This window comes from Nonomuraea sp. NPDC049758, from assembly GCF_040674635.1.
Lineage (GTDB): Bacteria > Actinomycetota > Actinomycetes > Streptosporangiales > Streptosporangiaceae > Nonomuraea.
On sequence record NZ_JBFAMZ010000021.1, the window covers coordinates 33,763 to 56,040 of the forward strand.

Consider the following 22,278-nt stretch of genomic DNA (forward strand, 5'->3'; position numbering starts at 1 on the left):
CCCATGAACGTATGGAGGCGGGCCTGCCGCATCCGCTGAACGGTCCCCGCGTGGTGGCCCTCGGCGGCGGCCACGGGCTCTACGCCTCGCTGTCGGCCTTACGGGTCGTGACCGACCGGCTGACCGCGGTGGTGACCGTGGCCGACGACGGCGGCTCCAGCGGCCGGCTGCGCCGCGAGCTCGGCGTGCTGCCGCCCGGCGATCTGCGCATGGCGCTGGCCGCGCTGTGCGGCGACGACGAGTGGGGCATCACCTGGAGCGAGGTCGTCCAGCACCGCTTCCGCAGCGAGGGCGAGCTCCACGGGCACGCCGTCGGCAACCTGCTGATCGTGGCGCTGTGGGAGCTGCTCGGTGACTCGGTGGCCGGCCTCGACTGGGTGGGCCGGCTGCTCGGCGCGCACGGCAGGGTGCTGCCGATGGCCTCGGTGCCGCTCGACATCGTGGCCGAGGTCGAGCTCGACGGCGTCACCTCGACCGTGCGCGGCCAGGTCGCCTGCGCGCTCACGCCGGGCCGGGTGCAGGCCATCTCCCTGGTGCCGGAAGACCCGCCGGCGCGTCCCGAGGCGGTCGCCGCGGTGCACGAGGCCGACTGGCTGGTGTTCGGGCCGGGCTCGTGGTTCACCAGCGTGCTGCCGCACCTGAAGGTCCCCGAGCTGGCCCGCGCGCTGCACGACAGCCAGGCCAAGCGGCTCGTCACCCTCAACCTGGCCCCCCAGCCGGGCGAGACCGACGACTTCTCCCCCCAGCAGCACCTGGAGGTGCTCCGCCAGCACGCCCCCGACCTGGCCTTCGACGTCGTGCTGGCCGACACCGGCGTGGTCGACGACCTCGACGCCCTGGACAAGGCCGCGGCGGCGCTCGGCGCCCGGCTCGTCCTGGCCGACGTGGCCGCCGCCGACGGCTCGCCCCGGCATGACCCACGACGTCTTGCCTCCGTCCTGGACGAGATTTTCCTCCAGAAGCGTTGATCCTGGTCGGCGTGGCGCGAAGGTGCGAGAGACTGGCGGGAGCCGGTCTGAATGGGGGAAGGACTAACGCTTATGGCGATGACAGGTGTGGTGAAGGACGAACTGAGCCGCCTGCCGGTGCTGAAACCGTGCTGCCGCAAGGCGGAGGTGTCCACGCTGCTGCGGTTCGCCAGCGGCCTGCACCTGGTGGGCGGCCGCATCGTGATCGAGGCCGAGCTCGACACCAACGCCACCGCGCGGCGGCTGATCAAGGACATCGGCGAGGTGTTCGGCCACAAGGCCGAGGTGCTCGTGCTCGCGCCGGCCGGGCTGCGCAAGGGCTCGCGCTACGTGGTGCGCGTCTACCGCGACGGTGAGGCGCTGGCCCGGCAGACGGGCCTGATCGACAATCACGGGCGCCCGGTGCGCGGCCTGCCCCGGCAGGTCGTGGCCGGTGCGGCCTGCGACGCCGAGGCGGCCTGGCGGGGCGCCTTCCTGGCGCACGGCTCGCTGACCGAGCCGGGGCGTTCGATGTCCCTGGAGGTCACCTGCCCGGGGCCGGAGGCCGCGCTCGCGCTGGTCGGCTCGGCCCGGCGGCTGAAGATCCACGCCAAGGCCCGGGAGGTGCGCGGCGTCGACCGCGTCGTGGTCCGCGACGGCGACGCGATCAGCGCGCTGCTCACCCGCCTCGGCGCGCACGACAGCGTGCTGGCCTGGGAGGAGCGCCGGATGCGCCGCGAGGTGCGGGCCACCGCCAACCGGCTGGCCAACTTCGACGACGCCAACCTGCGGCGTTCGGCGCGGGCGGCCGTCGCGGCGGGCGCGCGGGTGCAGCGCGCGCTGGAGATCCTCGGCGAGGAGGCGCCGGACCACCTGGTGGTGGCCGGGCGGCTGCGGGTGGAGCACAAGCAGGCGTCGCTGGAGGAGCTGGGCCAGATCGCCGACCCGCCGCTGACCAAGGACGCCATCGCCGGGCGCATCAGGCGGCTGCTGGCGATGGCCGACAAGCGCGCCTCCGACCTGGGCATCCCCAACACCGAGGCCAACCTCACCGTCGACATGCTGGCGCCGTAGCGGGCTCGCCGCCGTGCGGGCGCCCGCGGCGCCGTCCGGGAGACCCCCATCCCGTACGGCTCCGCGCGGTGCCCCGCACGCGCCGACGTCCCTGTACGCCCGTCATGGCCGGTCGTGAGGGCTCACGGGCCGCTCGCCGTGACGAAGCGCGCTGTGGGCCGCCCGACGGCTGCTGCGTGGGCCTCCGTCAATCCCTGGCGGGCTTGCGCGGCGTGAACAGGTCCGCGGGCGCGGCCTGCTGCCCGGGCGACTGCGCGAGCACCTGTGCAGACGACTGTGCGGACGACTGGGCGGGCGGTTGCGCGGGCTCGAAGGGCGCCCGGTACTCCTGCCCGGCCTCCTCCGCCGCCTCCTGGGCGGCCAGGGCGGCCCGGTCGGCGCGGCGTACGCGGAAGACGCGCAACGTGACCAGCAGGAGCGCGGCCACGGCGGCGACGGCGATGTACAGCCACATCTGCCACGTCTGCGCGAGCGGCTCGCGGTAGACCGCCAGGGCGCGGGGAAGCCCCTCGCCGGCGTTGGCCGCCGTGATGTCGCCGATCTGCGGGGAGAAGGGCGTGCCGGTCGCGGTGGTGCGCCGCGCGGCGCCGATCGTGATGGACACGCCCGAGATCTGGCCGCCGGCGACGGCCGCCGCCGCGTACAGGGCGGCCACCACCGGCAGCGCCCGGTTGCGCGGGCGGGCCGCGCCCACCGCCAGGGCGACCAGCAGCGCGATCAGGAGCGACAGCGTCACCGACAGGGCGTGGCCGTTGCCCAGCGTGGCCACGGCCTTGGGCAGCCGGTCCTGGAACAGCACCGCGAGCCCCAGGGCCGCCGCGCAGACCAGCGCGGCGACCAGCCCCGCGATCAGTCCAGGAAGCAGGCCGGACCGCTTATGTGACATCTCAGCCCCCAGAGAATGCACGAATTTACTCCGACGAGTCGGGCACTTTACTCGAAGCTCGCAAATTGCGCCCCCTGAACGGGGATACGCAGGGCGGTACCTGCAGTGGTCTAAACCAATTTGGGTCCGATAGTGTTCGTGGTTGAGATTCAACCGCCATCTGTTCGAGGAGATCGGTTTCCGTGAGCATCCGCGTAGGCGTCAACGGCTTCGGCCGCATCGGTCGCAACTTCTGGCGCGCGGTCGCCGCCAGCGGCAAGGACATCGAGATCGTCGCGGTCAACGACCTGACCGACAACGCGACGCTCGCCCACCTGCTGAAGTACGACAGCATCCTGGGCCGTCTGCCGTACGAGGTGAAGGCCTCCAGCGACGAGATCACCGTCGACGGCAAGGCGATCAAGGCGTTCGCGGAGCGCGACCCGGCCAAGCTGCCCTGGGGCGACCTCGGCGTCGACGTCGTGGTGGAGTCCACCGGCCTGTTCACCGACGCCTCCAAGGCCAAGGTGCACGCCGACAACGGCGCCAAGAAGGTCATCATCTCCGCGCCGGCCAAGAACGAGGACGTCACCATCGTGATGGGCGTCAACGAGGGCGTCTACGACCCGGCCAGCCACACGATCATCTCCAACGCGTCCTGCACCACCAACTGCCTGGCCCCGATGGCCAAGGTCATCCACGACACCTTCACCATCGAGAAGGGTCTGATGACCACCATCCACGCCTACACGCAGGACCAGAACCTGCAGGACGGCCCGCACAAGGACCTGCGCCGCGCCCGCGCCGCCGCCCTCAACGTGGTGCCCACCTCCACCGGCGCCGCCAAGGCCATCGGCCTGGTGCTGCCCGAGCTCAAGGGCAAGCTCGACGGCTTCGCCATGCGCGTGCCGATCCCCACCGGCTCGGCCACCGACCTCACCGTCGACGTCAGCCGCGAGGTCACCGCCGAGGAGGTCAACGCCGCGGTCAAGGCCGCCGCCGAGGGCCCGCTCAAGGGCATCCTCAGCTACACCGAGGACGAGATCGTCTCCTCCGACATCGTCACCGACCCCCACTCCTGCATCTTCGACGCCGGCCTCACCAAGGTCATCGGCAACCAGGTCAAGGTCGTCGGCTGGTACGACAACGAGTGGGGCTACTCCAACCGCCTCGCCGACCTGATCGAGCTGGTCGGCCGCGACCTGTGAGCGTGACCGAGGCCGCTGCGGGAACAGGAGCATGAGCATGCGCACGCTCGACGATCTCGACGTCAAGGGGCGGCGCGTGCTCGTGCGCGCCGACCTCAACGTCCCGCTCGACGGGGAGAAGATCACCGACGACGGCCGCATCCGCGCGTCGGTGCCGACGATCCAGGCGCTGGCCGGGCGCGGCGCCAAGGTCGTCGTCTGCGCCCATCTGGGCAGGCCCAAGGGCAAGGCCGACCCCAAGTACTCGCTCGGGCCGGTGGCCGCACGCCTGGGCGAGCTGCTCGGCCAGGACGTCGCCTTCGCCACCGACGTGGTCGGCGACAGCGCGCGGCAGACGGTCGAGGCCCTCCAGGAGGGCCAGGTCGCCCTGCTGGAGAACCTGCGCTACGAGCCGGGCGAGGAGTCCAAGGACGACGCCGTCCGCGGCGCGTTCGCCGAGAAGCTGGCCGGCCTGGCCGAGCTCTACGTCGGCGACGGGTTCGGTGCGGTGCACCGCAAGCACGCCAGCGTCTACGACGTGCCGAAGCTGCTGCCGCACGCGGCCGGCGGGCTGGTCGTGGCCGAGGTCGAGGTGCTGCGCAGGCTGACCGAGGACACCGAGCGTCCCTACGTGGTCGTCCTGGGCGGGGCCAAGGTCTCCGACAAGCTGGGCGTCATCGCCAATCTGCTCACCAAGGTCGACCGGCTGCTGATCGGCGGCGGCATGGCCTACACCTTCCTCAAGGCCCAGGGCCACGAGGTGGGCCGGTCGCTGCTCCAGGAGGACCAGCTCGACCAGGTGCGCGGCTTCCTCGCCGAGGCCGGCAAGCGGGGCGTCGACCTCGTGCTGCCGGTCGACGTGGTGGCGGCCGTCACCTTCGCGGCCGACGCCGAGCACGAGGTGGTCGAGGCCACCGCGATCCCGGCCGACCGCGAGGGGCTCGACATCGGCCCCAAGACGCGCGAGCTGTTCGCGAGCAAGCTGGCCGACGCCAAGACCGTCTTCTGGAACGGGCCGATGGGCGTGTTCGAGTTCGACGCGTTCTCCGGCGGCACCCGGGCGGTGGCCGAGGCGCTCATCGGCTCCGACGCCTTCACGGTGGTCGGCGGCGGCGACTCCGCGGCGGCCGTGCGCAGGCTGGGCCTGCCCGAGGACGGTTTCTCGCACATCTCCACCGGCGGCGGGGCCAGCCTGGAATACCTTGAGGGCAAGACCCTTCCCGGACTCGCGGCTCTGGAGGACTGAGGTGGCTCAGCAGCGCAAGCCGCTCATCGCCGGCAACTGGAAGATGAACCTCAATCACCTTGAGGCCATCGCCCTGGTCCAGAAGCTGGCGTTCGCGCTCAGCGACAAGGACTTCGACAAGGCCGAGGTGGCCGTCCTGCCGCCCTTCACCGACCTGCGCAGCGTCCAGACGCTGGTCGACGGCGACAAGCTGCGCATCGTCTACGGGGCCCAGGACCTGTCCCAGTACGACGGCGGCGCCTACACCGGCGAGGTGTCGGGCGTCATGCTGGCCAAGCTCGGCTGCACGTACGTGGTCATCGGCCACTCCGAGCGCCGCCAGTACCACGGCGAGGACGACGACCTCGTCAACGCCAAGGTGCAGGCGGCCTACCGGCACTCGCTCACGCCCATCCTGTGCGTCGGCGAGGGGCTGGCGGTGCGCCAAGAGGGCGGCCACATCGCGCACAGTCTCGGTCAACTCGACGGCGCCCTGCGCAAAATCAGCGCCGAGCAGGCAAAATCGATAGTGGTGGCCTACGAGCCCGTGTGGGCGATCGGCACGGGCGAGGTGGCCACCCCGGAGGACGCCCAGGAGGTCTGCGGAGCGTTGCGGGTGAGACTCGCGGAGCTCTACGACCCCGAAGTGGCCTCCGCGGTCCGTATCCTTTACGGTGGCTCGGTCAAGTCCGGCAATATCGTGGGGATCATGGCTCAACCCGATGTCGACGGCGCGCTCGTGGGTGGTGCCAGCATCGATGCCGGGGAGTTCGCCAAGATCTGCCGAGTCTCCGAATTGCCTGGCTAACTGAGTCGTTCTGAGGGTGCGACTTGACACCAGGCCGTACCCTCAAGAGGCAAGTTTGAATCGTCACGCGTAACAGAGCACTGAAGGAACAGGCATACCGTGGAAATCGGAATCTCCATCGCCCTCATCCTGGCGAGCGGTCTCATGATCCTGCTCGTCCTGCTCCACAAGGGCAAGGGTGGCGGCCTGTCTGACATGTTCGGCGGCGGTTTCTCGTCGAACTTCGGTGGTTCCTCGGTGGTGGAGCGCAACCTCGACCGGCTGACCGTCATCACGGGCACCGTCTGGTTCGTCTGCATCATCGCTCTCGGCCTGCTCATGCGGCCCTGAGACAACTGATTAACGCGTGACAGTGATTCTCCCCCCGTGTCACGACGCGGGGCGATCGAGCGAGGAGTTCATCCGTGGGTAGTGGCAACGCGATCCGTGGCAGCCGAGTCGGCGCCGGCCCTATGGGGGAGGCCGAGCGCGGCGAGGCAGCTCCGAGAGTGCGGGTCTCGTTCTGGTGCGCCAACATGCACGAGACGCGCCCCAGTTTCGCCAGCGACGCGGCGGTCCCCGAGACGTGGGATTGCCCACGTTGCGGCCTCCCCGCCGGACAGGACGAGGAGGCCCCGCCTGCCCCGCCCAAGAACGAGCCGTACAAGACGCACCTGGCCTACGTGAAGGAGCGCCGGAGCGACAAGGACGGCAAGGCGATCCTCGAGGAGGCACTGGAGCGCCTGCGCAACAACAAGTCCCCCTGGTAGGCGAGCCGGCGGAAGGGCCCTGGTGCTGGTCACCGGGGCCCTTCGCGCGTCACCGGCCGTGCACCGCCACGCCGTCGACGAACGTCATGCGCACCCGCGTCGTCCAGATGTCGGCCGGGGGCAGCTCGAAGGGGTCGCGGTCGAGCACCACCAGGTCGGCCGGGCGGCCGGGCTCGATCACGCCCGCCGGCGAACGGTTGATCCAGGCCGACCCCTCGGTGTACGCGCTCAACGCCGTGGCCAGGTCGAGGCGCTGGCCGGGCAGGAACGGCGTCTGCGCCGTCGGGTAGCCCGCGTGCACCGATCCGCCCGGTTCGGTACGGTTCACCGCCACGTGCATGCCCTGGATCGGGTCGGCGTCGGAGACCGGCCAGTCGCTGCCCGCGCAGAACCGGGTGCCGTGCGACTGGAGATCCTTGAAGGGGTACTGCCACGACGAGCGCGGCTCACCCAGGAACGGCAGCGTCAGCTCGTCCATCTGGGCGTGGTGGGTGGCCCACAGGGGCTGCAGGTTGGCCGTGACGCCCAGGGCGGCGAAGCGCGGCACGTCGGAGGGCTCGATGATCTGCAGGTGGGCGATGTGGTGGCGGTTGGCCGGGTCGGTGCCCTCGAAGCTGTCCAGGGCCTCGCGCACGGCGCGTTCGCCGATGGCGTGGAAGTGCACCTGGAAGCCCAGCCGGTCCAGCTCGGCGACGTACCGCTTGAGCTTGCCGGGATCGACGTAGGACAGGCCCGTGCCGCCGCACCGGCAGTACGGCTCCAGTGTCGCGGCGGTGAAGTTCTCCGTGATGCCGTCCTGCATGATCTTGACCGAGGTGGCGGCGAACCGGTCCAGCCCCTCGGCGGCGGCCCGCCTGCGGACCAGGTCCTCGATCTGGTCCTCGCCGCGCGTCCTGTCCCACCACAGCGCGCCCACCACGCGGGCGCGCAGCCGGCCCGCGCGGGCGGCGTCGAGGTAGGTGGGAAGCTGGTCGTCAGAGCCGGCGTACGAGCCGACGATGGCGTCCTGCCAGCCGGTGACGCCCAGCGAGAACAGGTGCTGCTCGGCCTCGGCCAGGGCCCGGGCCTGGTCCTCGGCGGTGGGCCGGGGGGCCAGCAGGCCGACGAGGTCCATCGCGCCCTCGTGCAGGACGCCCGACGGGGTGCCGTCGGCGTCGCGCTCGATCCTGCCGTCGGCGGGGTCGGGGGTGTCCCGGGTGATGCCGGCCAGGTAGAGGGCGCGGGAGTTGACCCAGGCGGCGTGGTGGTCACGCTGGATCAGGTAGGCCGGCCGGTCGAGGAAGTCGAGCTGGGAGCGGTGGGGGAGGCCGTTGGGGAAGGCTGACATGTCCCAGCCTCCGCCGTCGATCCACTCTTTTTCTGGATTTTTCGTGGCGTAGTCGGAGATCTTGGCTATGTAGGTGTCTAGGCCGAAAATCTCTGACAAGTCGCACTTTGCTCGTTCGAGTCCGGCTTGTACCGGGTGCATGTGCGCGTCGACGAAGCCCGGGGTGAGCAGGCCGCCGTCCAGGTCGACGGTGTCGTGGCCGGGGGCGCTGCGGGACAGCTCGCCCTCCGGGCCGACGGCGGCGATCACCCCGTCCCGCACCAGCACGGCGTCGCGCCGCACGGCGCCGCCGATGAAGGCGCCGCCACCACGGAAGAGGATGTTCATGGAGGTTCTCCCTTTGTCAGTGCGGTTCTCAGTGCGGGGTCAGTGGCCGGTGATCAGGTCGGCGAAGCGGGCCAGGGCCGAGGTGCGGGGCATGGAACGCTCCCGATGATCGGCCACCCGGTACAGGCGGTACATCGCGTGCACCCCCATCCAGCGCAGCGGCTCGGGCTCCCAGGAGCGCACCTTGCGCCCCACCCACGGCAGGGACGTCAGCTCCGTCTCCTCCCCGAGTATGAGATCACGCAGGGTGCGCCCGGCGAGGTTCGTCGTGGTCACGCCGTGCCCGGTGTAGCCGCCGGCCCAGCCCAGGCCGGTCGCGCGGTCCACGTGCACGGTCGAGCACCAGTCGCGCGGCACGCCCAGCACGCCCGACCAGGCGTGCGCGACCGAGGAGGAGCGGGCCGCGGGGAAGAAGTCGACCAGGAGCCGCCACAGGGCCTCGACCGTCCACTCGTGGGTGCGGCCGCGGGCGTCGATGCGGGAGCCGTACAGGTAGGGACGTCCCCGGCCGCCGAAGGCGATGCGGTCGTCGGCGGTGCGCTGGGCGTACATGTAGTAGTGCGCGAGGTCGCCGAGCAGTTCGGCGCCCCGCCAGCCGACCTCGTCCCAGAAGGAGGCGGGGAGCGGCTCGGTGACGATCATGGAGCTGTTCATGGGCAGCCACTGGCGGCGCAGGCCGTTCAGGCGGGCGGTGAAGCCCTCGGTGGCGCGGATGACGTACGCCGCCGAGACCGTCCCGTACGGGGTCACCGCCCGGCCGGGGGCGATCTCGGTGACCGGGGTGCGCTCGTAGACCGGGACGCCGAGGTCGCGTACGGCCCTGGCCAGCCCCTGGGCCAGCTTGGCGGGCTGGATGCGGGCGCAGTGGGGGCTCCAGGAGGCCGCCAGGGCGCCCGCCACGCGTACGTGCTCCGAGGGGTCGGCCAGGCGCAGGTCCGCCTCCTCGATGCCCCAGGCGCGGGCGGCGGCCACCGAGGCGCGCAGCCGGTCGGCCTGGGCGCGGGTGCGGGCCACGTTCACCACGCCGCCCTTGACGATGTCGCAGTCGATCGACTCGTTCTCGCAGACCGCGATGACCTCGTCGATGGAGGCGTACATCTCGCGCTGCAGGCGGCGGGCGTCCGAGCCGTACCGTTCGTGGGAGCCGGCCAGGTCGCCGGTCAGCCAGCCGCCGTTGCGCCCCGAGGCGCCGAACCCGGCGAACTCCTGCTCCAGCAGCACCACCCGGAGCGAGGGACGGGCCTTCTTGAGGTAGTACGCGGTCCACAACCCCGTGTAGCCGGCCCCGACGATCGCCACGTCGGCCTGCAGGTCGCCGTCGAGCCGCGGACCGGGCTCCGGCACCCCGGACGAGCGGTACCAGAAGGACACGTCACCGTTGACGAATCCGGACGACAAGGGAACTCGCGCGTTCATGGCCCCATATCCTGCTATATCGGGATTAGGTGGCGCATCTCACGACGAAATTCGTGATGAAACCCGTCGTTAGCGGGCATGTAACACGCCCCAGGCATGCTCCTCCCATGGGATTCTTGCGCATCCGGACCACGGTGGACGAGCGACCCGGACGGCTGGCCTCGCTGGCCTCGGCCCTGGCCGCCAGGGGCGGCAACATCCTCGGCCTGAGCGTCCAGTCCGACGCCGACGGCACGGTCGACGAGTTCGTGGCCGACATCCCGGCGAGCCCTGAGGCCGTGCGCGAGGCGCTGGAGGCAGCAGGCGGCCGGCGCGTCCAGGTGGTACCCGCCACCGCCCACGAGCTGACCGACGAGACCACCCGCGCTCTCCTCCTCGCCGCACGCCTGCACGCCCAGCCGTGGCGCCTGCCCGCGATCCTGGCCGACTTGCTGCGCGCCGACTCCGCCCGCTGGGCCTACGGTGAGCACGTGAGCGAACTGCCCGACCCCCACCAGCTCGTCATCCCGGTCGCCGCCAAGCGCGTCATCCAGCTGCGCCGCCGCAGGCTGCCCTTCACCCTTACCGAGGCCGCTCGCGCCGCCGCCTTCGTACGGCTCGTCCAGCCCCCGGCCGAACCCGTCGGCAGCGACCGATCCCTGCGCTTGGCCGACAACAGCGAGGTTCACGTCCGTGCCCTGACGCCCGCATTCCGCGAGGCCGTCCGCGACCTTCACGACCGCTGCACCCCCGCCTCACGCCGCTTCCGCTACTTCACGTCCATGCCGTCCCTGCCCCCGCGCATGTTCGACCGGCTGTGCGACCGTGACCGCGGCGAATCCATCGTCACCTGCCACGACGGCCAGGTCATCGCCCTGGCCAGCCTCATGTACTGCGCCGACCCCGGCGCCGCCGAACTCGCCTTCCTCGTCGAGGACAGCTGGCAGGGGCGCGGCCTGGGCGCCGCGCTCGCCCGCATCCTCGTCGACGCCGCCCGCAACCACGGCTTCGCCGAGATCCGCGCCACCATGCTGTCGGACAACCTCCGCATGCACCGGCTCATGACCGGCCTGGGGGCCGTCGTCGGCCCCACCGATGATCCTGGTGTGATCGAGGCCCGCTTGTCCGTGGCCGCCATGGTGTGAAACGGAAGGGCGCGTGGCCCCGGCCAGGGTCACGCCGATCGTGGGTGCCGGTGTGTTCAGAGGGACAGCGGCGCCGAGGATGAAGTCAGAGGCGCGGCAGCCGGGACGCCATCGTCGTCACGCTCGTGCGCCGAAGTCACGATGCTGCGATCGTTGTCGGCAGGAGCAAGCCGGGTGCCGCCTCAGGCAGATTCGAAGACGAAGGGGCGACGCCCGACGCGCACCGCAGGTCGACCTCGCCACCCGCGAACGACGCTCCCGCGAAGTCCAGGGTGGCGCCTGTGAACCGAGCGTTGCCGAAGTATGCCTTGCCGCCCGAGAAAGTGGAATTCTCGAAATAGATTCTCCCGCCGGAGAACTCTGCCTGATCGAACCAAACTTCGCCGCCACAGAACGTTGTCCTGTAGAGCGACACCTCGCTGCCCTGGAACCTCGCTCCGACGAACCAGACCACGCCATCGGCGAACGTGGCATCTCCGAAGGAGAGCTCACCCCCCACGAGTTCGGCCTCCGCGAACGAAACGTCCGCACCGTCGAACACGGCCCGGTGAAACCAGATGGCCCCTCGCAGCAGCTTGACCCTGGTGAACTTCATCTTGCCGCCGTGGAGCTGGGCGTCGTAGAAAGGAACGTCACGGTCGATCACCGCTCCGGTGAAATCAAAGTTGTATCCGCTCCAGGAGACTGCGGCGGTCGGACGGAGGTGTTCTCCTAGGACGCGCCAGACCGTTCCACGCACTTCTCCCATCGCACTGGCCTGCACAGGAATGGGCTTTCCCGGTTTCGGGCGGACTTCAAAAGGCATCCGTACGTAGGCGCAGAGCACGTCGATGCAGGTTTGCCGACCGGCCGGCCAATCGTCGGCAAGTCCGGCGAGTGCGTGGACTCCCGCGAGTCGGACGGCCGGGTCTTCATGACCGAGCTGCCCAGCTGCTGCAGTGAACCGCTCGTTGAACAGACGCGTTCGTTCGCGTTCTTCCTTCGCATGCTCAAGGAGAGCCGTTGCCTCCAGCACCCGTTGTCGGCGATACGCGATGACCAGCGCGAGCACGCCTCCAATGCCCGCGACTGCCGCCATCGCCAGCTTGATAACCTCCAGCAATTCTGCCACCGATATTGTGGCCGATGGCTTCGGCGACGGCATGCCGAGCAGCAGCAACACCACTGCGACACCGCCTGCCGCTACTGCGATGGCGATTGCCAAGGAAAGAATCAGTGCGGCGCCGACCGGTACCAATTGAAGAGGAGTCCTGGTCGAGGGATTCTCATCTCGCTTGCGCAGGAAACGATGCTCCATCGCGACTCCCCGGCCTTTGATCGAGCGGCATCTGTCGGCTTCGCCAACTACAACGCAGCCCAGCATCGGCAAGGTTCCTGGGAGGACGCCTTGCACATGCAGCGTAGGAGCACCGGTATGGGCCGGCGGGTGCCCGTCGCTGACGAGTGGCACTCTGCGGCGTTCTTCCGGGCGGACAGTGTGCCGAGCCGCCGCCGTCCGCCGCGCACGGCTTCGAACGGGGCGGTGAGACCAGATACGTGGTCGGGAGCCGCTTGTCGCGCTCCGATGCGACCTCCAACCTGTGCTGCGCTCACCTCTCCCGGTCCGGCCAGGATGCAGGGAGACGCCGGCGTCCATTACGGCGGTTTGGTGCCGGATGAGAGCGCCGAGAGCAAGAAGCCGTCAGCCTGCGAGGCATGGCTTGGCAGTGGCGGAACGACACAACCTGGTCGGCATTCCTCGCCTATGCTTTGCGATGTGCGTCCCCTCCGCCGCTCGCCGCGCTGGCACATGTCCCGCCTCTTTGTTCTCCTCGATCGCCTTTCCGGCGATGCGAAACAGGTGCCTCCTCCTGCGTCCCCACCCGAAGCGCCGGAGCCTCCGCCAATTCCCCATGACAAGACTGGAGAGAAGACGATCTCATGGGGCACAATGATCGGCACCGTGGTCGCCGGAATCGCCGCAGTCGTCGCCATCGTCATCTCGCTGCGCAGCTACAGCCTGTCTGTGAGCACCTACGACCTCCAGGTCGCCGACCGTAATGAGCGCCTCGCGAATGACAAGCGCAAAGTTTCCGACCGGATCACTTGGTGGCGCGAGAACTACGCGCGAGAAACTGAAACGACCAGATATTTCGAACCGCTCCTGGTCATTCAGAATTCCAGCAGCGAGCCGGTCACGGTTTATGTCCTTGCCGACTACTTCCATGACGGACAATGGAAGAAGCGGTGGGCTAGTAAGGGCGTGATGCCGCCTTGCACGATCATGCGCGACTACCCGCTGGAGTCGGTGGGCGTTTTGGCGAGGCGAGAGTACAGAGAGTCGTTCAACAAGGCGACATACACGCTGTATTTCATTGATTCGGCGGGCAACGGCTGGTCCAGGGACGCCATGGGGCGTCTGACGAGCACGTCGGCCGACCATATACGCAACGTTCTGTTCAAGCAGGTGTCCCCGACAGTTCCCGCCCAGGCGCCCACTGCCTACGCCACCCCTGTCTCATGCTCATAGCCGCCTTGGAATCTGGCGACGGTCAGCGGCCCCCAGTCCGATCTATCGGTGTCCGGCAAACGCGGCGTTGGACTTACCGCCCTTATGAGCGCTGCCAAAACCGGGCCGCATGCCGAAGAGGTCGCGTGCCAGAGCCTGCAGAAAGACCCATCGCAGTCCTGCCGTCGATCAGGCCGACATCAAGCGTTCTTGCGCCGACGTCCTTCGCATCAAAGGCACTGCTGAACGGCGGCTCATCGCCGGGTTCATGCTGCCGGATTCCCATATGACAAAGGGAAACGGGAGCTCTTGGCCCCGACCCCGGCATCGCCGAGATGGCCTTCCTGGTCGAGGACCGCTGGCCGGACCGAGGACCCGGGCGTCGTGGAGGCGCGGCTGCCGGTCGGCGCGCGGGCCTCAGCCTAGGCCCTCCTCGGGCTCGCCGGACTCGGCCGGGTCGGCGGCGGGGGCGGCGGCGGGGCCGATGCCCAGGTGGCGCTCGATGCGTTCCAGGCTCTCCTCGATGCGGGTGAGCCGTTCGGCGAGCACCGAGCCGCCGCCGAAGTACACCTCCGTCGGACGTTCCCTGGTGCCGCGGCCCACCCGGTCGAGCAGGCGCTGCCGGACGTCGGCCAGGTCGGCGCCGGTGTCCGCCAGAGCCTGGGCGGCCAGCCCCTCGCCCTCCCTGATCAGCCCGAGCAGGATGTGCTCGGTGCCGATGTAGTTGTGGCGCAGTTGCAGTGCTTCGCGCAGGGACAGCTCCAGCACCTTCTTGGCGCGCGGGGTGAAGGGGATGTGCCCGCTCGGTGAGCTGGCGCCGCGGCCCACCTCGCGCTCCACGAAGGCCCGTACGTGCTCCAGCTCCACGCCGCAGCCGTCGAGCACCAGCGCGGCCAGCCCCTCGCCCTCGTGGATGAGGCCCAGCAGGATGTGTTCCGTGCCGATGTAGTCGTGGCTCATCTGCCGCGCCTCCTCCTGGGCGAGCACGACGACCCTGCGCGCACGGTCGGTGAAGCGTTCGAACACCGGGGGCCTCCGTTCGACTGGGGCTGCCTCCACTATGCGCTACAAACCACGCCGTGTGGGGTATTTGTCCTGTGTGGATCTTGACGAGGTGGCCGGCCGCCTCTACGCAGTCCCGCCGGCGGAGTTCACCGCCGCCCGCGCGGCCGAGGTCCGCGCGGCCAAGGAGGCGGGCGACGTACGGCTCTCGCGGGACATCGCGAAGCTGCGCAAGCCCACAGTCTCGGCCTGGGCGGTCAACCGGCTGGCCCGGGAGCACCCCGCCGAGCTGGCCGAACTGCTCGGCGTGGGGGAGCGGCTGCGTGCGGCCTGGCAGGCGCAGGACGCCGAGGCGCTGGCCGAGCTGACCCGGTCGCGTGGCGAGGCGACCGCCAAGGTGGCGAGGCTGGCCAGGCAGGCCGGCGGCCTGTCGGCGGCGGCCGCCTCGGAGGTGGACCAGACGCTGGACGCGGCCGTCGTGGACGCCGGCGCCGCCGACCAGGTGCGGGCCGGTCGCCTGGCCAAACCACTCAGCTACAGCGGCTTCGCCCCCGCGCCCGCCACCGCCGCTTCCACCGCGCCCGCCGCTGCGCCGGCCACCGCCCCCTCCGGCGAGCCCCGCCCCGGGGCGCGTGGGCGGGGGCGGGCCGGGAAGGACGCGGCGGCCGAGGCGCGGGCGCGGGCGGAGGCCGAGGCCAGGCAAGCCCGAGAGGCCAAGGAGGCCAAGGAGGCCAGGAAGGCGAAGGAGCGCGCGGAGGCCGAGGCGGCCCACCGGGAGTGGGCCGAGGCGCTGGAGTCGGTCACCCGCGACCACGACGAGCGCGCCGAGAAGGTCGCCCGGCTGGAACGCAAGCTCGCCAAGGCCCGCAAGCGGCTGGAGGAGGTCCGGCAACGTCTGGAGGTGACGCGCCGCGAGGAGCGCCACGCCCGCCGTCGACTGGACTAAGGTGCACGAAACGCGTTCGTACACCTGCAAGGAGGGGCGATGGCCCCCTGGACGCCCGCCGACATCCCGGACCTCACCGGCACAACGGCCATCGTGACCGGCGCCAACAGCGGCATCGGCCTGCCCACCGCCCGCGAGCTGGCCCGGCACGGAGCACGCGTCATCGTGGCCGCCCGCTCGGCGGACAAAGGCGAGGCCGCCGTGGCGGAGATCCGGCGGGCAGTGCCGGGGGCCGACGTCGCGTACGGGGCCCTCGACCTGGCCGACCAGTCCTCGATCCGGCGCTTCGCCGACACGGTGGACAAGGTGGACCTGCTGATCAACAACGCCGGGATCGGCCTGATCCCCCGTCAGCTGACCAAGGAGGGCTGGGAGCTGCAGTTCGGCACCAACCACCTGGGCCACTTCGCGCTCACCGGGCTGCTCCTGCCACGGCTCCTGGCCGCTCCGCACGCCCGCGTGGTCACCGTCTCCAGCGACGCGCACTCCATGGGCAGGCTCGACTTCGACGACCTCGCCCTGGAACGCGGCTACGGCCGGATGAGCGCGTACGGACGGTCCAAGCTCGCCAACCTGCTCTTCACCCTGGAGCTCCAGCGGCGGGCCAGCAGCGCCGGTGCGGGCCTGATCAGCGTGGCGACCCACCCGGGTGCCACCGCGACCCGCTTCGTCAAGCTGGGGCCCCTGCAGCCCCTCCTGCGCCTGTTCCTCCAGTCGGCCGACGCCGGCGCAGCCCCCTCGCTGTACGCCGCCACCTCGCCGGACATCACCGGCGGTGAGTTCGTCGGCCCCCGGCTGAAGCTGCTCACGCCCTCGGAGACGGCCAGGTCGGAGGAGGTCGCGCGGCGGCTGTGGGAGGTGTCCGCGCAGCTCACGGGCGTACGGTTCGAGGAGATCGCCCACCGCTGAAGGGCGTACCGCAGGGAGCGCAACCACTCATCGCTGTATGGGGGCTGTCCTCGACGGTTTCTCAAGGCGGTCGGCTTGCGCGCCCTGGTCGAGCGGGCCGGAGGGCGCGGCGAGCTCGATGTGGACGTCGCCTTCGCGCGGCTGTCCGAGGTCGCCTGAGGCCCTGGTGTGGCACCCGTGATGTTCGGCGAGGGGTCGGTCGGCGGCGTGCGGGTGCTGCCGGTCCTGGGCCCCGTCAGCGCAGGCCGTGGGCCAGATAGGCGCAGACGGGGAAGCCGGTGCCGGCGTACGGGGCGGCCAGGCGGTCGTAGCAGGTCCGGACGCGGGCGTAGGTTTCCGGCGGCTGCCGGGCGATCGTCTCGAAACGCGGGCCGCCTGCTTCCACCACGCCGTTCCACCAGGCGGCGACGTCCACCCGGTGCCGCCAGCGCAGTGCCCGCACGTCCACGGCCGTGAAGCCCGCCGCCTCCAGCAGCTCGGCGAAGCGTTCCGGCCGTTCAACGGCGGCGAAGGGGCGGACCGGGGGTTCGTACGGCACCCCGGCCGCCGCCAGGGCCTCGGCGAAGACGTTCGTGGCCGTCATCTCGTCGGACTTCCACCAGGTGAGCGCAACGGCGCCGCCGGGACGCAGCACCCGGCGCAGCTCCGCGAGCGTCGCCGGGACGTCGGGGACGTGGTTGACGACGAAGTTGCCCGCCACGGCGTCGAAGAAGGCGTCCTCGAACGGCAGGACGGGCAGGGTGGCCCGGCGGACCGTGGCGGCGGGGTGGCGGCGGGCGACCAGCTCCAGCATGGCGGGGTCGGCGTCCACGGCGGTGACCTCGGCGCCGGCCGCGAGCGCGGCCGCCGTGACCACGCCGGTGCCACATCCGGCGTCAAGAATCCGCTCCGGACGCCACTCTGGAACACCGACCTCAGGACGCCGCTCCACCCGGCCTTCCGAGTAGGGGGTCGCGTCGGCGCCTGGAGTCGCGGCGGCACCTCGGGTCGAGGTTTCCTCTGGGGGCGTCGCGGTGTCGCCTCGGGTCGCGGTGTCGCCTCGGGTCGCGGCGGCGAGCAGGGGCTGGACGGTGTGCGAGCTGAGCCGCGCGAAGCCGCGGTCGTAGGCCTCGGGATCCCTCACAACCCCGGAGCCTACCCCGCGCCCCGAATCCTGACACCTTAAGGTGAAATTTCGCCCCTTCCCCTGTTTTAGAAGGAAATCCCAGGCTTATGGTCTTCGCCATGACCATCGACGCCTTCATCGACGCGCTGCCCAAGGTGGAGCTGCACGTACATCTGGTCGGATCGGCCTCGGTCGACACCGTGCTGGAGCTGTCCCGGCGGCATCCCGGCAGCGGGGTCCCGACCTCCGAGGAGGAACTGCGCCGTTTCTACACCTTCCTCGACTTCCCCCACTTCGCCCGCGTGTACCAGGCCGTCAACAGCCTGGTCCGCGAGCCCGAGGACGTCGCCACCCTCGTCCTCGGCCTGGCCAGGGACCTCGCCGGGCAGGGCGGCCGGTACGCCGAGCTGCAGGTCACCCCGTACGCCCACCACGTGGTCGGCATGCCCATGCGCGAGGTGACCGAGGCCCTCGACCTGGCCGCCCGCCGCTCCCTGACCGACCACGGCGTGGAGATGGCCTACATCTTCGACATCCCCGGCGAGTACGGCGAGGAGGCCGCCCGGATCACCGTCGACCACGCGCTACGCGAACCTCCCGCCGCATTGGTAGGTTTCGGCATCGGAGGCATCGAGCAGGACCGTCCCAAATACCGCGACGCCTACCGCGACGCCTTCACCGCCGCACGCGCCGCCGGCCTGCACAGCGTCCCGCACGGCGGCGAGATGAGCGGCCCCGAGACGATGTGGGAGGTCATCGAGGGCTACGGCGCCGAGCGCATCGGCCACGGCATCAACTGCCTGTCGGACCCCCGCCTGGTCGCCCACCTGCGCGAGACCCAGCTCCCCCTGGACGTCTGCCCCACCTCCAACGTCTGCACCGGCCAGGTGCCCGAGCTCGCCGCCCACCCGCTGCCCCGGATGCTGGAGGAGGGCCTGTACGTCACGCTCAACAGCGACGACCCGCCCATGTTCGCCACCACGCTGGCGGGGGAGTACCGCGCCGCTGCCCACGTGCTCGGCCTGGGCGCCACCGAGCTGGCCCAGCTCGCCCGCAACGCCGTCAACGCCTCCTACCTGGCCGCCGACCGCAAGCAGACCCTCCTCAAGGAGATCGACACCCTGACCGCCGACCTCTGACGGCCAGGCACGTCGCGTCATGCCGTCCTCACCGAACGGCGTGACGCGACCGCACGGAATGCGCCCGAGGGGACGCGGGACCACGGCCAGGCCGCCGCCCGCACGCCGGGCCGGACGACCACCCCGACGCAGACGCCTGCACCGGCGCGGCGGCCGATGGGGAACACGTGCATGGGGTCCGACGACGAGCGCAGCATCGTCATCACGAGCTGCGACGTGTCGGCTCGCCCGGAGACCACGATCTCGTTCAGCTCGTGCGGATCGCGCAGCGCCGGTACGGCGAGATGTTCGCCTGTGCCCCCGCCGCCGACCCGCGTTGAGCTTCAGGGGGAGGCCAGGCGGCCCAGTTCTGGGGGGATCTTGGCGGCGGCGGCGCGGTCCAGCAGGAACAGGGTGCCGGCCCGGCCGCGGGCGCCGGCCGCCGGCACCTGGACGTGCCCCGAGTCCGACAGGGCCAGGCGTACCGCGCCCGACTTCTCCTCGCCGGCCGCCACCACCCACACCTCGCGCGCCGCCTGGATGGCGGGCAGGGTCAGGGAGATGCGGGTGGGAGGCGGCTTGGGGGAGCCGTGCACGGAGACGACCGGGCGCGTGTGGTACAGGGCGGGCATGCCGGGGAACAGCGAGGCCACGTGCGCGTCGGGGCCCATGCCGAGGAGCATGACGTCGAAGGCCGGCACCGGGCCGTGGTCCTCGGGGCGGGCCGCGGCGCGCAGCTCGGCGGCGTACGCCTCGGCAGACTCCTCGGCCGTCATGCCGGAGTCGGGGCCGCGCATGACGTGGATCCGGGCGGGGTCCAGGTCCACGTGGTCGAGCAGCGCCTGGCGGGCGCCGGTCTCGTTGCGTTCCTTGTCGCCGGTGGGCACGAAACGCTCGTCGCCCCACCAGACGTCCAGGCGCCGCCAGTCGACGGCGTCACGGGCGGGCGTGGCGGCGATGGCGGCCAGCGTGGCGATGCCGACCGTGCCGCCGGTCAGCACGATCGAGGCCGACCCCTTGGCCGACTGCACGTCGACCAGGCGCGTGATGATGCGCGCCGCCACGGCCTTGGCCAGGACGTCGGCGTCGCGGTGCACGACAACGTTGGGAACGCTCACGACACTTCTTTCTCAAGTGGAGGGGGTCAGCCCTTGTACGTACGGGCGAAGCGCTTGACGGCGGCCTCGTAGACCTCGTCGCTGTCCAGCCGGCGCAGCTCCTCGGCCATCAGCTCGGAGGTGTGCCGCCTGGCCAGGGCCACGTTCCGGTCGGGCTGGCCGGGACGCGACAGCGTGGCCAGCCGCGCGTCGGAACGCATGACGGACAGCTCGCCGTCGCCGGTCTGCAGCCGTACGGCGGTCAGGCCGGGACCGGCCGACTCGCCCACCTTGACCGGCGCCCCCAGCCGCTCCGACAGCCAGGCCGCCAGCAGCGGCGCGCTCGGGTGCCCGGCGCTGGCCTCCACCACGCCCTTGCGCACCTTGCCCACCGGCTGGTCGAACGCGGCGGCCAGCAGGCTGCGCCACGGCGTCAGCCGGGCCCAGGCCAGGTCGGTGTCGCCGGGGGCGTACCCCTTGGCGCGGGTGACCAGCGACCGGGCGCCGCCGTTCTCGAAGCCCTTGGCGTCGGTGATGCGCCGCTGGGCCAGGGCGCCGATCGCGTCCTTGGACGGCACGTCGGGGGCCGCGCCCGGCCACCAGGCCACCACGGGGGTGTCGGGCAGCAGCAGGGGGCTGACGACGGAGTCGGCGTGCTGGGTCAGCTCGCCGTACAGGCGCAGCACCACGACCTCGCCCGGCGTGTTCTCGCCGATGCGCAGCTCGGCGTCGAGCCGGTTGGGCTCGGCCTCCTCCCGCTTGATCACCACGATGATGCGCGAGGGGTGCTCGCGGGCCGCCTCGGTGGCGGCGCGCAGCGCGTCGTACTGGTGGCGCTCCTCGGAGACCACCACGAGGGTCAGCACCATGCCGATGGCGGGCGCGCCCATCTGGTGGCGCAGCAGCATGAGCTGCGCCGAGATCTTGCCGGCCGTCGTGTCCGACAGCATGAACGTCGTCACTAGAGTCTCCTCCACACGCGGCCGTCGCGCGCCATCATCGAGTCGGCCGACTCCGGGCCCCACGAGCCCGATTCGTACCCCTCGGGCTGTCCCTGCGTGGCCCAGAAGTCCTCGATCGGGTCGAGGATCGTCCAGGACAGCTCGACCTCGCGCTGGTGCGGGAAGAGCGGCGGGTCGCCGATCATGACGTCGAGCAGCAGCCGCTCGTACGCCTCCGGAGAGGACTCCAGGAACGACTCGCCGTAGGCGAAGTCCATGGACACGTCGCGCACCTCCATGGCGGTGCCCGGGACCTTCGAGCCGAACCGCACGGTGATGCCCTCGTCCGGCTGGACGCGGATGACCAGGGCGTTCTGGCCCAGGATCTCGGTGTCGGTCTTGCTGAAGGGCAGGTGCGGCGCCCGCTGGAACACCACGGCCACCTCGGTGACCCGGCGGCCCAGCCGCTTGCCGGTACGCAGGTAGAACGGCACCCCGGCCCACCGCCGGTTGGCGATCTCCAGCTTGATGGCCGCGTACGTCTCGGTGGTCGACTCGGCGGAGATGCCCTCCTCCTGGAGGTAGCCGACGACCTTCTCGCCGCCCTGCCACCCGGCCGCGTACTGGCCGCGCGCGGTGTTGAGCCCCAGGTTGGACGGCAGCCGCACCGCCTTGAGCACCTTCTCCTTCTCCCGGCGCAGCGCCGAGGCGTCGAAGGAGGTCGGGTCCTCCATGGCGACCAGCGCGAGCAGCTGGAGCAGGTGGTTCTGGATCACGTCGCGGGCCGCGCCGATGCCGTCGTAGTAGCCGGCGCGCCCGCCGATGCCGATGTCCTCGGCCATGGTGATCTGCACGTGGTCGACGAAGCTGCGGTTCCAGATGGGCTCGTACAGGTTGTTGGCGAAGCGCAGGGCCAGGATGTTCTGGACCGTCTCCTTGCCCAGGTAGTGGTCGATCCGGAAGATCGAGCTCTCCGGGAAAGCCGACGTGGTGATCTCGTTCAGCTCGTGGGCCGACTTCAGGTCGTGGCCGAACGGCTTCTCGATGACCACCCGCCGCCACGACCCCTCGGGCGCGTCGGACAGCCCCGTGCGCTTGAGCTGCTCGACCACCACGGGGAAGAACTTGGGCGGGACGGACAGGTAGAACGCGTAGTTGCCGCCCGTGCCGCGGGTCTGGTCGATCTCCGCCAACGCCATCGCCAGGGCGTCGAAGGCTCCGTCGTCGGAGAACTCGCCCGGCACGAAATGGATGCCTTCGAGGATCTGCTTCCAGACCTCCTCGCGGAACGGCGTACGCGCGTGCGCCTTGACCGCGTCGTGCGTCAACTGCGCGAAGTCCTGGTCCTTCCAGTCGCGCCTGGCGAAACCGACCAGCGAGAAACCGGGCGGCAGCAGGCCGCGGTTGCCCAGGTCGTAAATGGCCGGCAGCAGCTTGCGCTTGGCCAGGTCGCCCGTCACGCCGAACAGCACCAGCACGCACGGCCCCGCCACCCGCGGCAGCCGCTTGTCACGCGGGTCGCGCAAGGGGTTGGCCTCGGCGACCTCCAATGTCGTGGCGGTGTTCGCCACGGCCGCCGCCACCGCGACGACCTCCTCCTCAGGAGATGCTTCGTCAGTCATC

Annotated in this window: 20 protein-coding genes and 1 pseudogene; 12 read left to right on the plus strand and 9 right to left on the minus strand. The window is 70.9% G+C overall.

The genetic code is table 11. The annotated features are described in order from the left end of the window. Window positions 1–11 precede the first annotated feature (11 nt). Both yvcK and whiA read left to right on the plus strand, forming a co-directional pair. Window positions 12–968 carry a uridine diphosphate-N-acetylglucosamine-binding protein YvcK gene (gene yvcK / locus AB0J46_RS40380; RefSeq protein WP_364340236.1) on the plus strand — a complete coding sequence of 319 codons (957 nt, stop codon included), beginning with the start codon at window positions 12–14 and terminating at the stop codon, window positions 966–968. Window positions 969–1,040: 72 nt separating this feature from the next. Continuing rightward, window positions 1,041–2,021: a DNA-binding protein WhiA gene (gene whiA, locus AB0J46_RS40385; RefSeq protein ID WP_138714326.1), complete on the plus strand. Its 981-nt coding sequence runs from the start codon at window positions 1,041–1,043 to the stop codon at window positions 2,019–2,021. Window positions 2,022–2,208: 187 nt separating this feature from the next. Here the strand turns inward: whiA and AB0J46_RS40390 are convergent, their stop codons facing one another. Next, window positions 2,209–2,907 (minus strand): hypothetical protein, encoded by a 699-nt coding sequence (locus tag AB0J46_RS40390; RefSeq protein ID WP_364340026.1) that lies wholly within the window; start codon window positions 2,905–2,907, stop codon window positions 2,209–2,211. Window positions 2,908–3,089: 182 nt separating this feature from the next. On the opposite strand from AB0J46_RS40390, the gene gap reads away from it, so the two are divergent. The 5 genes from gap (at window position 3,090) to AB0J46_RS40415 (ending at window position 6,855) form a co-directional block, all read left to right on the plus strand. Then, window positions 3,090–4,094: a type I glyceraldehyde-3-phosphate dehydrogenase gene (gene gap, locus AB0J46_RS40395; RefSeq protein ID WP_364340028.1), complete on the plus strand. Its 1,005-nt coding sequence runs from the start codon at window positions 3,090–3,092 to the stop codon at window positions 4,092–4,094. 37 nt (window positions 4,095–4,131) lie between these two features. Then, on the plus strand, window positions 4,132–5,319 hold the full coding sequence (locus AB0J46_RS40400) for a phosphoglycerate kinase (RefSeq protein WP_364340030.1): 1,188 nt from the start codon (window positions 4,132–4,134) through the stop codon (window positions 5,317–5,319). Window position 5,320: 1 nt separating this feature from the next. Further along, window positions 5,321–6,106 (plus strand): triose-phosphate isomerase, encoded by a 786-nt coding sequence (tpiA, locus tag AB0J46_RS40405; RefSeq protein WP_364340033.1) that lies wholly within the window; start codon window positions 5,321–5,323, stop codon window positions 6,104–6,106. A gap of 99 nt (window positions 6,107–6,205) precedes the next feature. Beyond that, complete coding sequence (gene secG / locus AB0J46_RS40410; RefSeq protein ID WP_090942947.1) at window positions 6,206–6,436, plus strand: preprotein translocase subunit SecG; 231 nt, start codon at window positions 6,206–6,208, stop codon at window positions 6,434–6,436. Window positions 6,437–6,510: 74 nt separating this feature from the next. After that, the gene (locus AB0J46_RS40415) at window positions 6,511–6,855 is read left to right on the plus strand and encodes an RNA polymerase-binding protein RbpA (protein WP_103961760.1); all 345 of its coding nucleotides are present in this window, start codon (window positions 6,511–6,513) and stop codon (window positions 6,853–6,855) included. A 49-nt stretch (window positions 6,856–6,904) separates the two neighbouring features. Here AB0J46_RS40415 and AB0J46_RS40420 read toward each other — a convergent pair whose 3' ends face one another. Both AB0J46_RS40420 and AB0J46_RS40425 read right to left on the minus strand, forming a co-directional pair. Then, a complete protein-coding gene (locus tag AB0J46_RS40420) occupies window positions 6,905–8,509 on the minus strand; it encodes an amidohydrolase (RefSeq protein WP_364340036.1) in 1,605 nt (534 codons plus the stop codon). 39 nt (window positions 8,510–8,548) lie between these two features. Further along, window positions 8,549–9,925: an FAD-dependent oxidoreductase gene (locus tag AB0J46_RS40425; protein WP_364340037.1), complete on the minus strand. Its 1,377-nt coding sequence runs from the start codon at window positions 9,923–9,925 to the stop codon at window positions 8,549–8,551. A gap of 107 nt (window positions 9,926–10,032) precedes the next feature. Between AB0J46_RS40425 and AB0J46_RS40430 the strand changes: the two genes are divergently transcribed. Continuing rightward, the gene (locus tag AB0J46_RS40430) at window positions 10,033–11,049 is read left to right on the plus strand and encodes a GNAT family N-acetyltransferase (RefSeq protein ID WP_364340039.1); all 1,017 of its coding nucleotides are present in this window, start codon (window positions 10,033–10,035) and stop codon (window positions 11,047–11,049) included. Window positions 11,050–11,185: 136 nt separating this feature from the next. Here the strand turns inward: AB0J46_RS40430 and AB0J46_RS40435 are convergent, their stop codons facing one another. After that, window positions 11,186–12,346 carry a hypothetical protein gene (locus AB0J46_RS40435; protein WP_364340041.1) on the minus strand — a complete coding sequence of 387 codons (1,161 nt, stop codon included), beginning with the start codon at window positions 12,344–12,346 and terminating at the stop codon, window positions 11,186–11,188. 633 nt (window positions 12,347–12,979) lie between these two features. On the opposite strand from AB0J46_RS40435, the gene AB0J46_RS40440 reads away from it, so the two are divergent. Beyond that, window positions 12,980–13,558 carry a hypothetical protein gene (locus AB0J46_RS40440; RefSeq protein ID WP_364340043.1) on the plus strand — a complete coding sequence of 193 codons (579 nt, stop codon included), beginning with the start codon at window positions 12,980–12,982 and terminating at the stop codon, window positions 13,556–13,558. A gap of 588 nt (window positions 13,559–14,146) precedes the next feature. Here the strand turns inward: AB0J46_RS40440 and AB0J46_RS40445 are convergent. Beyond that, window positions 14,147–14,563: pseudogene (locus tag AB0J46_RS40445) on the minus strand (Clp protease N-terminal domain-containing protein); the annotation flags it as partial. Between the two features lie 73 nt (window positions 14,564–14,636). On the opposite strand from AB0J46_RS40445, the gene AB0J46_RS40450 reads away from it, so the two are divergent. Both AB0J46_RS40450 and AB0J46_RS40455 read left to right on the plus strand, forming a co-directional pair. Beyond that, window positions 14,637–15,485 carry a hypothetical protein gene (locus AB0J46_RS40450; RefSeq protein ID WP_364340045.1) on the plus strand — a complete coding sequence of 283 codons (849 nt, stop codon included), beginning with the start codon at window positions 14,637–14,639 and terminating at the stop codon, window positions 15,483–15,485. A gap of 39 nt (window positions 15,486–15,524) precedes the next feature. Beyond that, window positions 15,525–16,394, plus strand: a complete 870-nt coding sequence (locus tag AB0J46_RS40455) for an oxidoreductase (RefSeq protein WP_364340047.1) — start codon at window positions 15,525–15,527, stop codon at window positions 16,392–16,394. A gap of 235 nt (window positions 16,395–16,629) precedes the next feature. Here the strand turns inward: AB0J46_RS40455 and AB0J46_RS40460 are convergent, their stop codons facing one another. Continuing rightward, entirely contained in the window at window positions 16,630–17,517 is an 888-nt protein-coding gene (locus AB0J46_RS40460; protein WP_364340049.1) for a class I SAM-dependent methyltransferase, read from the minus strand. 101 nt (window positions 17,518–17,618) lie between these two features. On the opposite strand from AB0J46_RS40460, the gene add reads away from it, so the two are divergent. Beyond that, on the plus strand, window positions 17,619–18,638 hold the full coding sequence (gene add / locus AB0J46_RS40465; protein WP_364340051.1) for an adenosine deaminase: 1,020 nt from the start codon (window positions 17,619–17,621) through the stop codon (window positions 18,636–18,638). Between the two features lie 323 nt (window positions 18,639–18,961). On the opposite strand, the gene pgl is transcribed toward add, so the two are convergent. The 3 genes from pgl to zwf are packed head-to-tail and all read right to left on the minus strand — an operon-like array spanning window position 18,962 to window position 22,277. Continuing rightward, window positions 18,962–19,735: a 6-phosphogluconolactonase gene (gene pgl / locus AB0J46_RS40470; RefSeq protein ID WP_364340053.1), complete on the minus strand. Its 774-nt coding sequence runs from the start codon at window positions 19,733–19,735 to the stop codon at window positions 18,962–18,964. Between the two features lie 26 nt (window positions 19,736–19,761). Beyond that, a complete protein-coding gene (gene opcA, locus AB0J46_RS40475) occupies window positions 19,762–20,676 on the minus strand; it encodes a glucose-6-phosphate dehydrogenase assembly protein OpcA (protein ID WP_358300171.1) in 915 nt (304 codons plus the stop codon). After that, complete coding sequence (gene zwf / locus AB0J46_RS40480; protein ID WP_364340055.1) at window positions 20,676–22,277, minus strand: glucose-6-phosphate dehydrogenase; 1,602 nt, start codon at window positions 22,275–22,277, stop codon at window positions 20,676–20,678. Before zwf ends, opcA begins: the two co-directional genes overlap by 1 nt. Window position 22,278: the final 1 nt, after the last annotated feature.

What these genes read in the sequence shown, in the direction of transcription:
- yvcK (WP_364340236.1), top strand. Translation starts at nt 12, where the DNA reads ATGGAGGCGGGCCTGCCGCATCCGCTGAACGGTCCCCGCGTGGTGGCC.
- whiA (WP_138714326.1), top strand. Translation starts at nt 1,041, where the DNA reads ATGGCGATGACAGGTGTGGTGAAGGACGAACTGAGCCGCCTGCCGGTG.
- AB0J46_RS40390 (WP_364340026.1), bottom strand. Translation starts at nt 2,907, where the DNA reads ATGTCACATAAGCGGTCCGGCCTGCTTCCTGGACTGATCGCGGGGCTG.
- AB0J46_RS40400 (WP_364340030.1), top strand. Translation starts at nt 4,132, where the DNA reads ATGCGCACGCTCGACGATCTCGACGTCAAGGGGCGGCGCGTGCTCGTG.
- AB0J46_RS40420 (WP_364340036.1), bottom strand. Translation starts at nt 8,509, where the DNA reads ATGAACATCCTCTTCCGTGGTGGCGGCGCCTTCATCGGCGGCGCCGTG.
- AB0J46_RS40425 (WP_364340037.1), bottom strand. Translation starts at nt 9,925, where the DNA reads ATGAACGCGCGAGTTCCCTTGTCGTCCGGATTCGTCAACGGTGACGTG.
- AB0J46_RS40430 (WP_364340039.1), top strand. Translation starts at nt 10,033, where the DNA reads ATGGGATTCTTGCGCATCCGGACCACGGTGGACGAGCGACCCGGACGG.
- AB0J46_RS40435 (WP_364340041.1), bottom strand. Translation starts at nt 12,346, where the DNA reads ATGGAGCATCGTTTCCTGCGCAAGCGAGATGAGAATCCCTCGACCAGG.
- AB0J46_RS40440 (WP_364340043.1), top strand. Translation starts at nt 12,980, where the DNA reads ATGATCGGCACCGTGGTCGCCGGAATCGCCGCAGTCGTCGCCATCGTC.
- AB0J46_RS40455 (WP_364340047.1), top strand. Translation starts at nt 15,525, where the DNA reads ATGGCCCCCTGGACGCCCGCCGACATCCCGGACCTCACCGGCACAACG.
- add (WP_364340051.1), top strand. Translation starts at nt 17,619, where the DNA reads ATGACCATCGACGCCTTCATCGACGCGCTGCCCAAGGTGGAGCTGCAC.
- zwf (WP_364340055.1), bottom strand. Translation starts at nt 22,277, where the DNA reads ATGACTGACGAAGCATCTCCTGAGGAGGAGGTCGTCGCGGTGGCGGCG.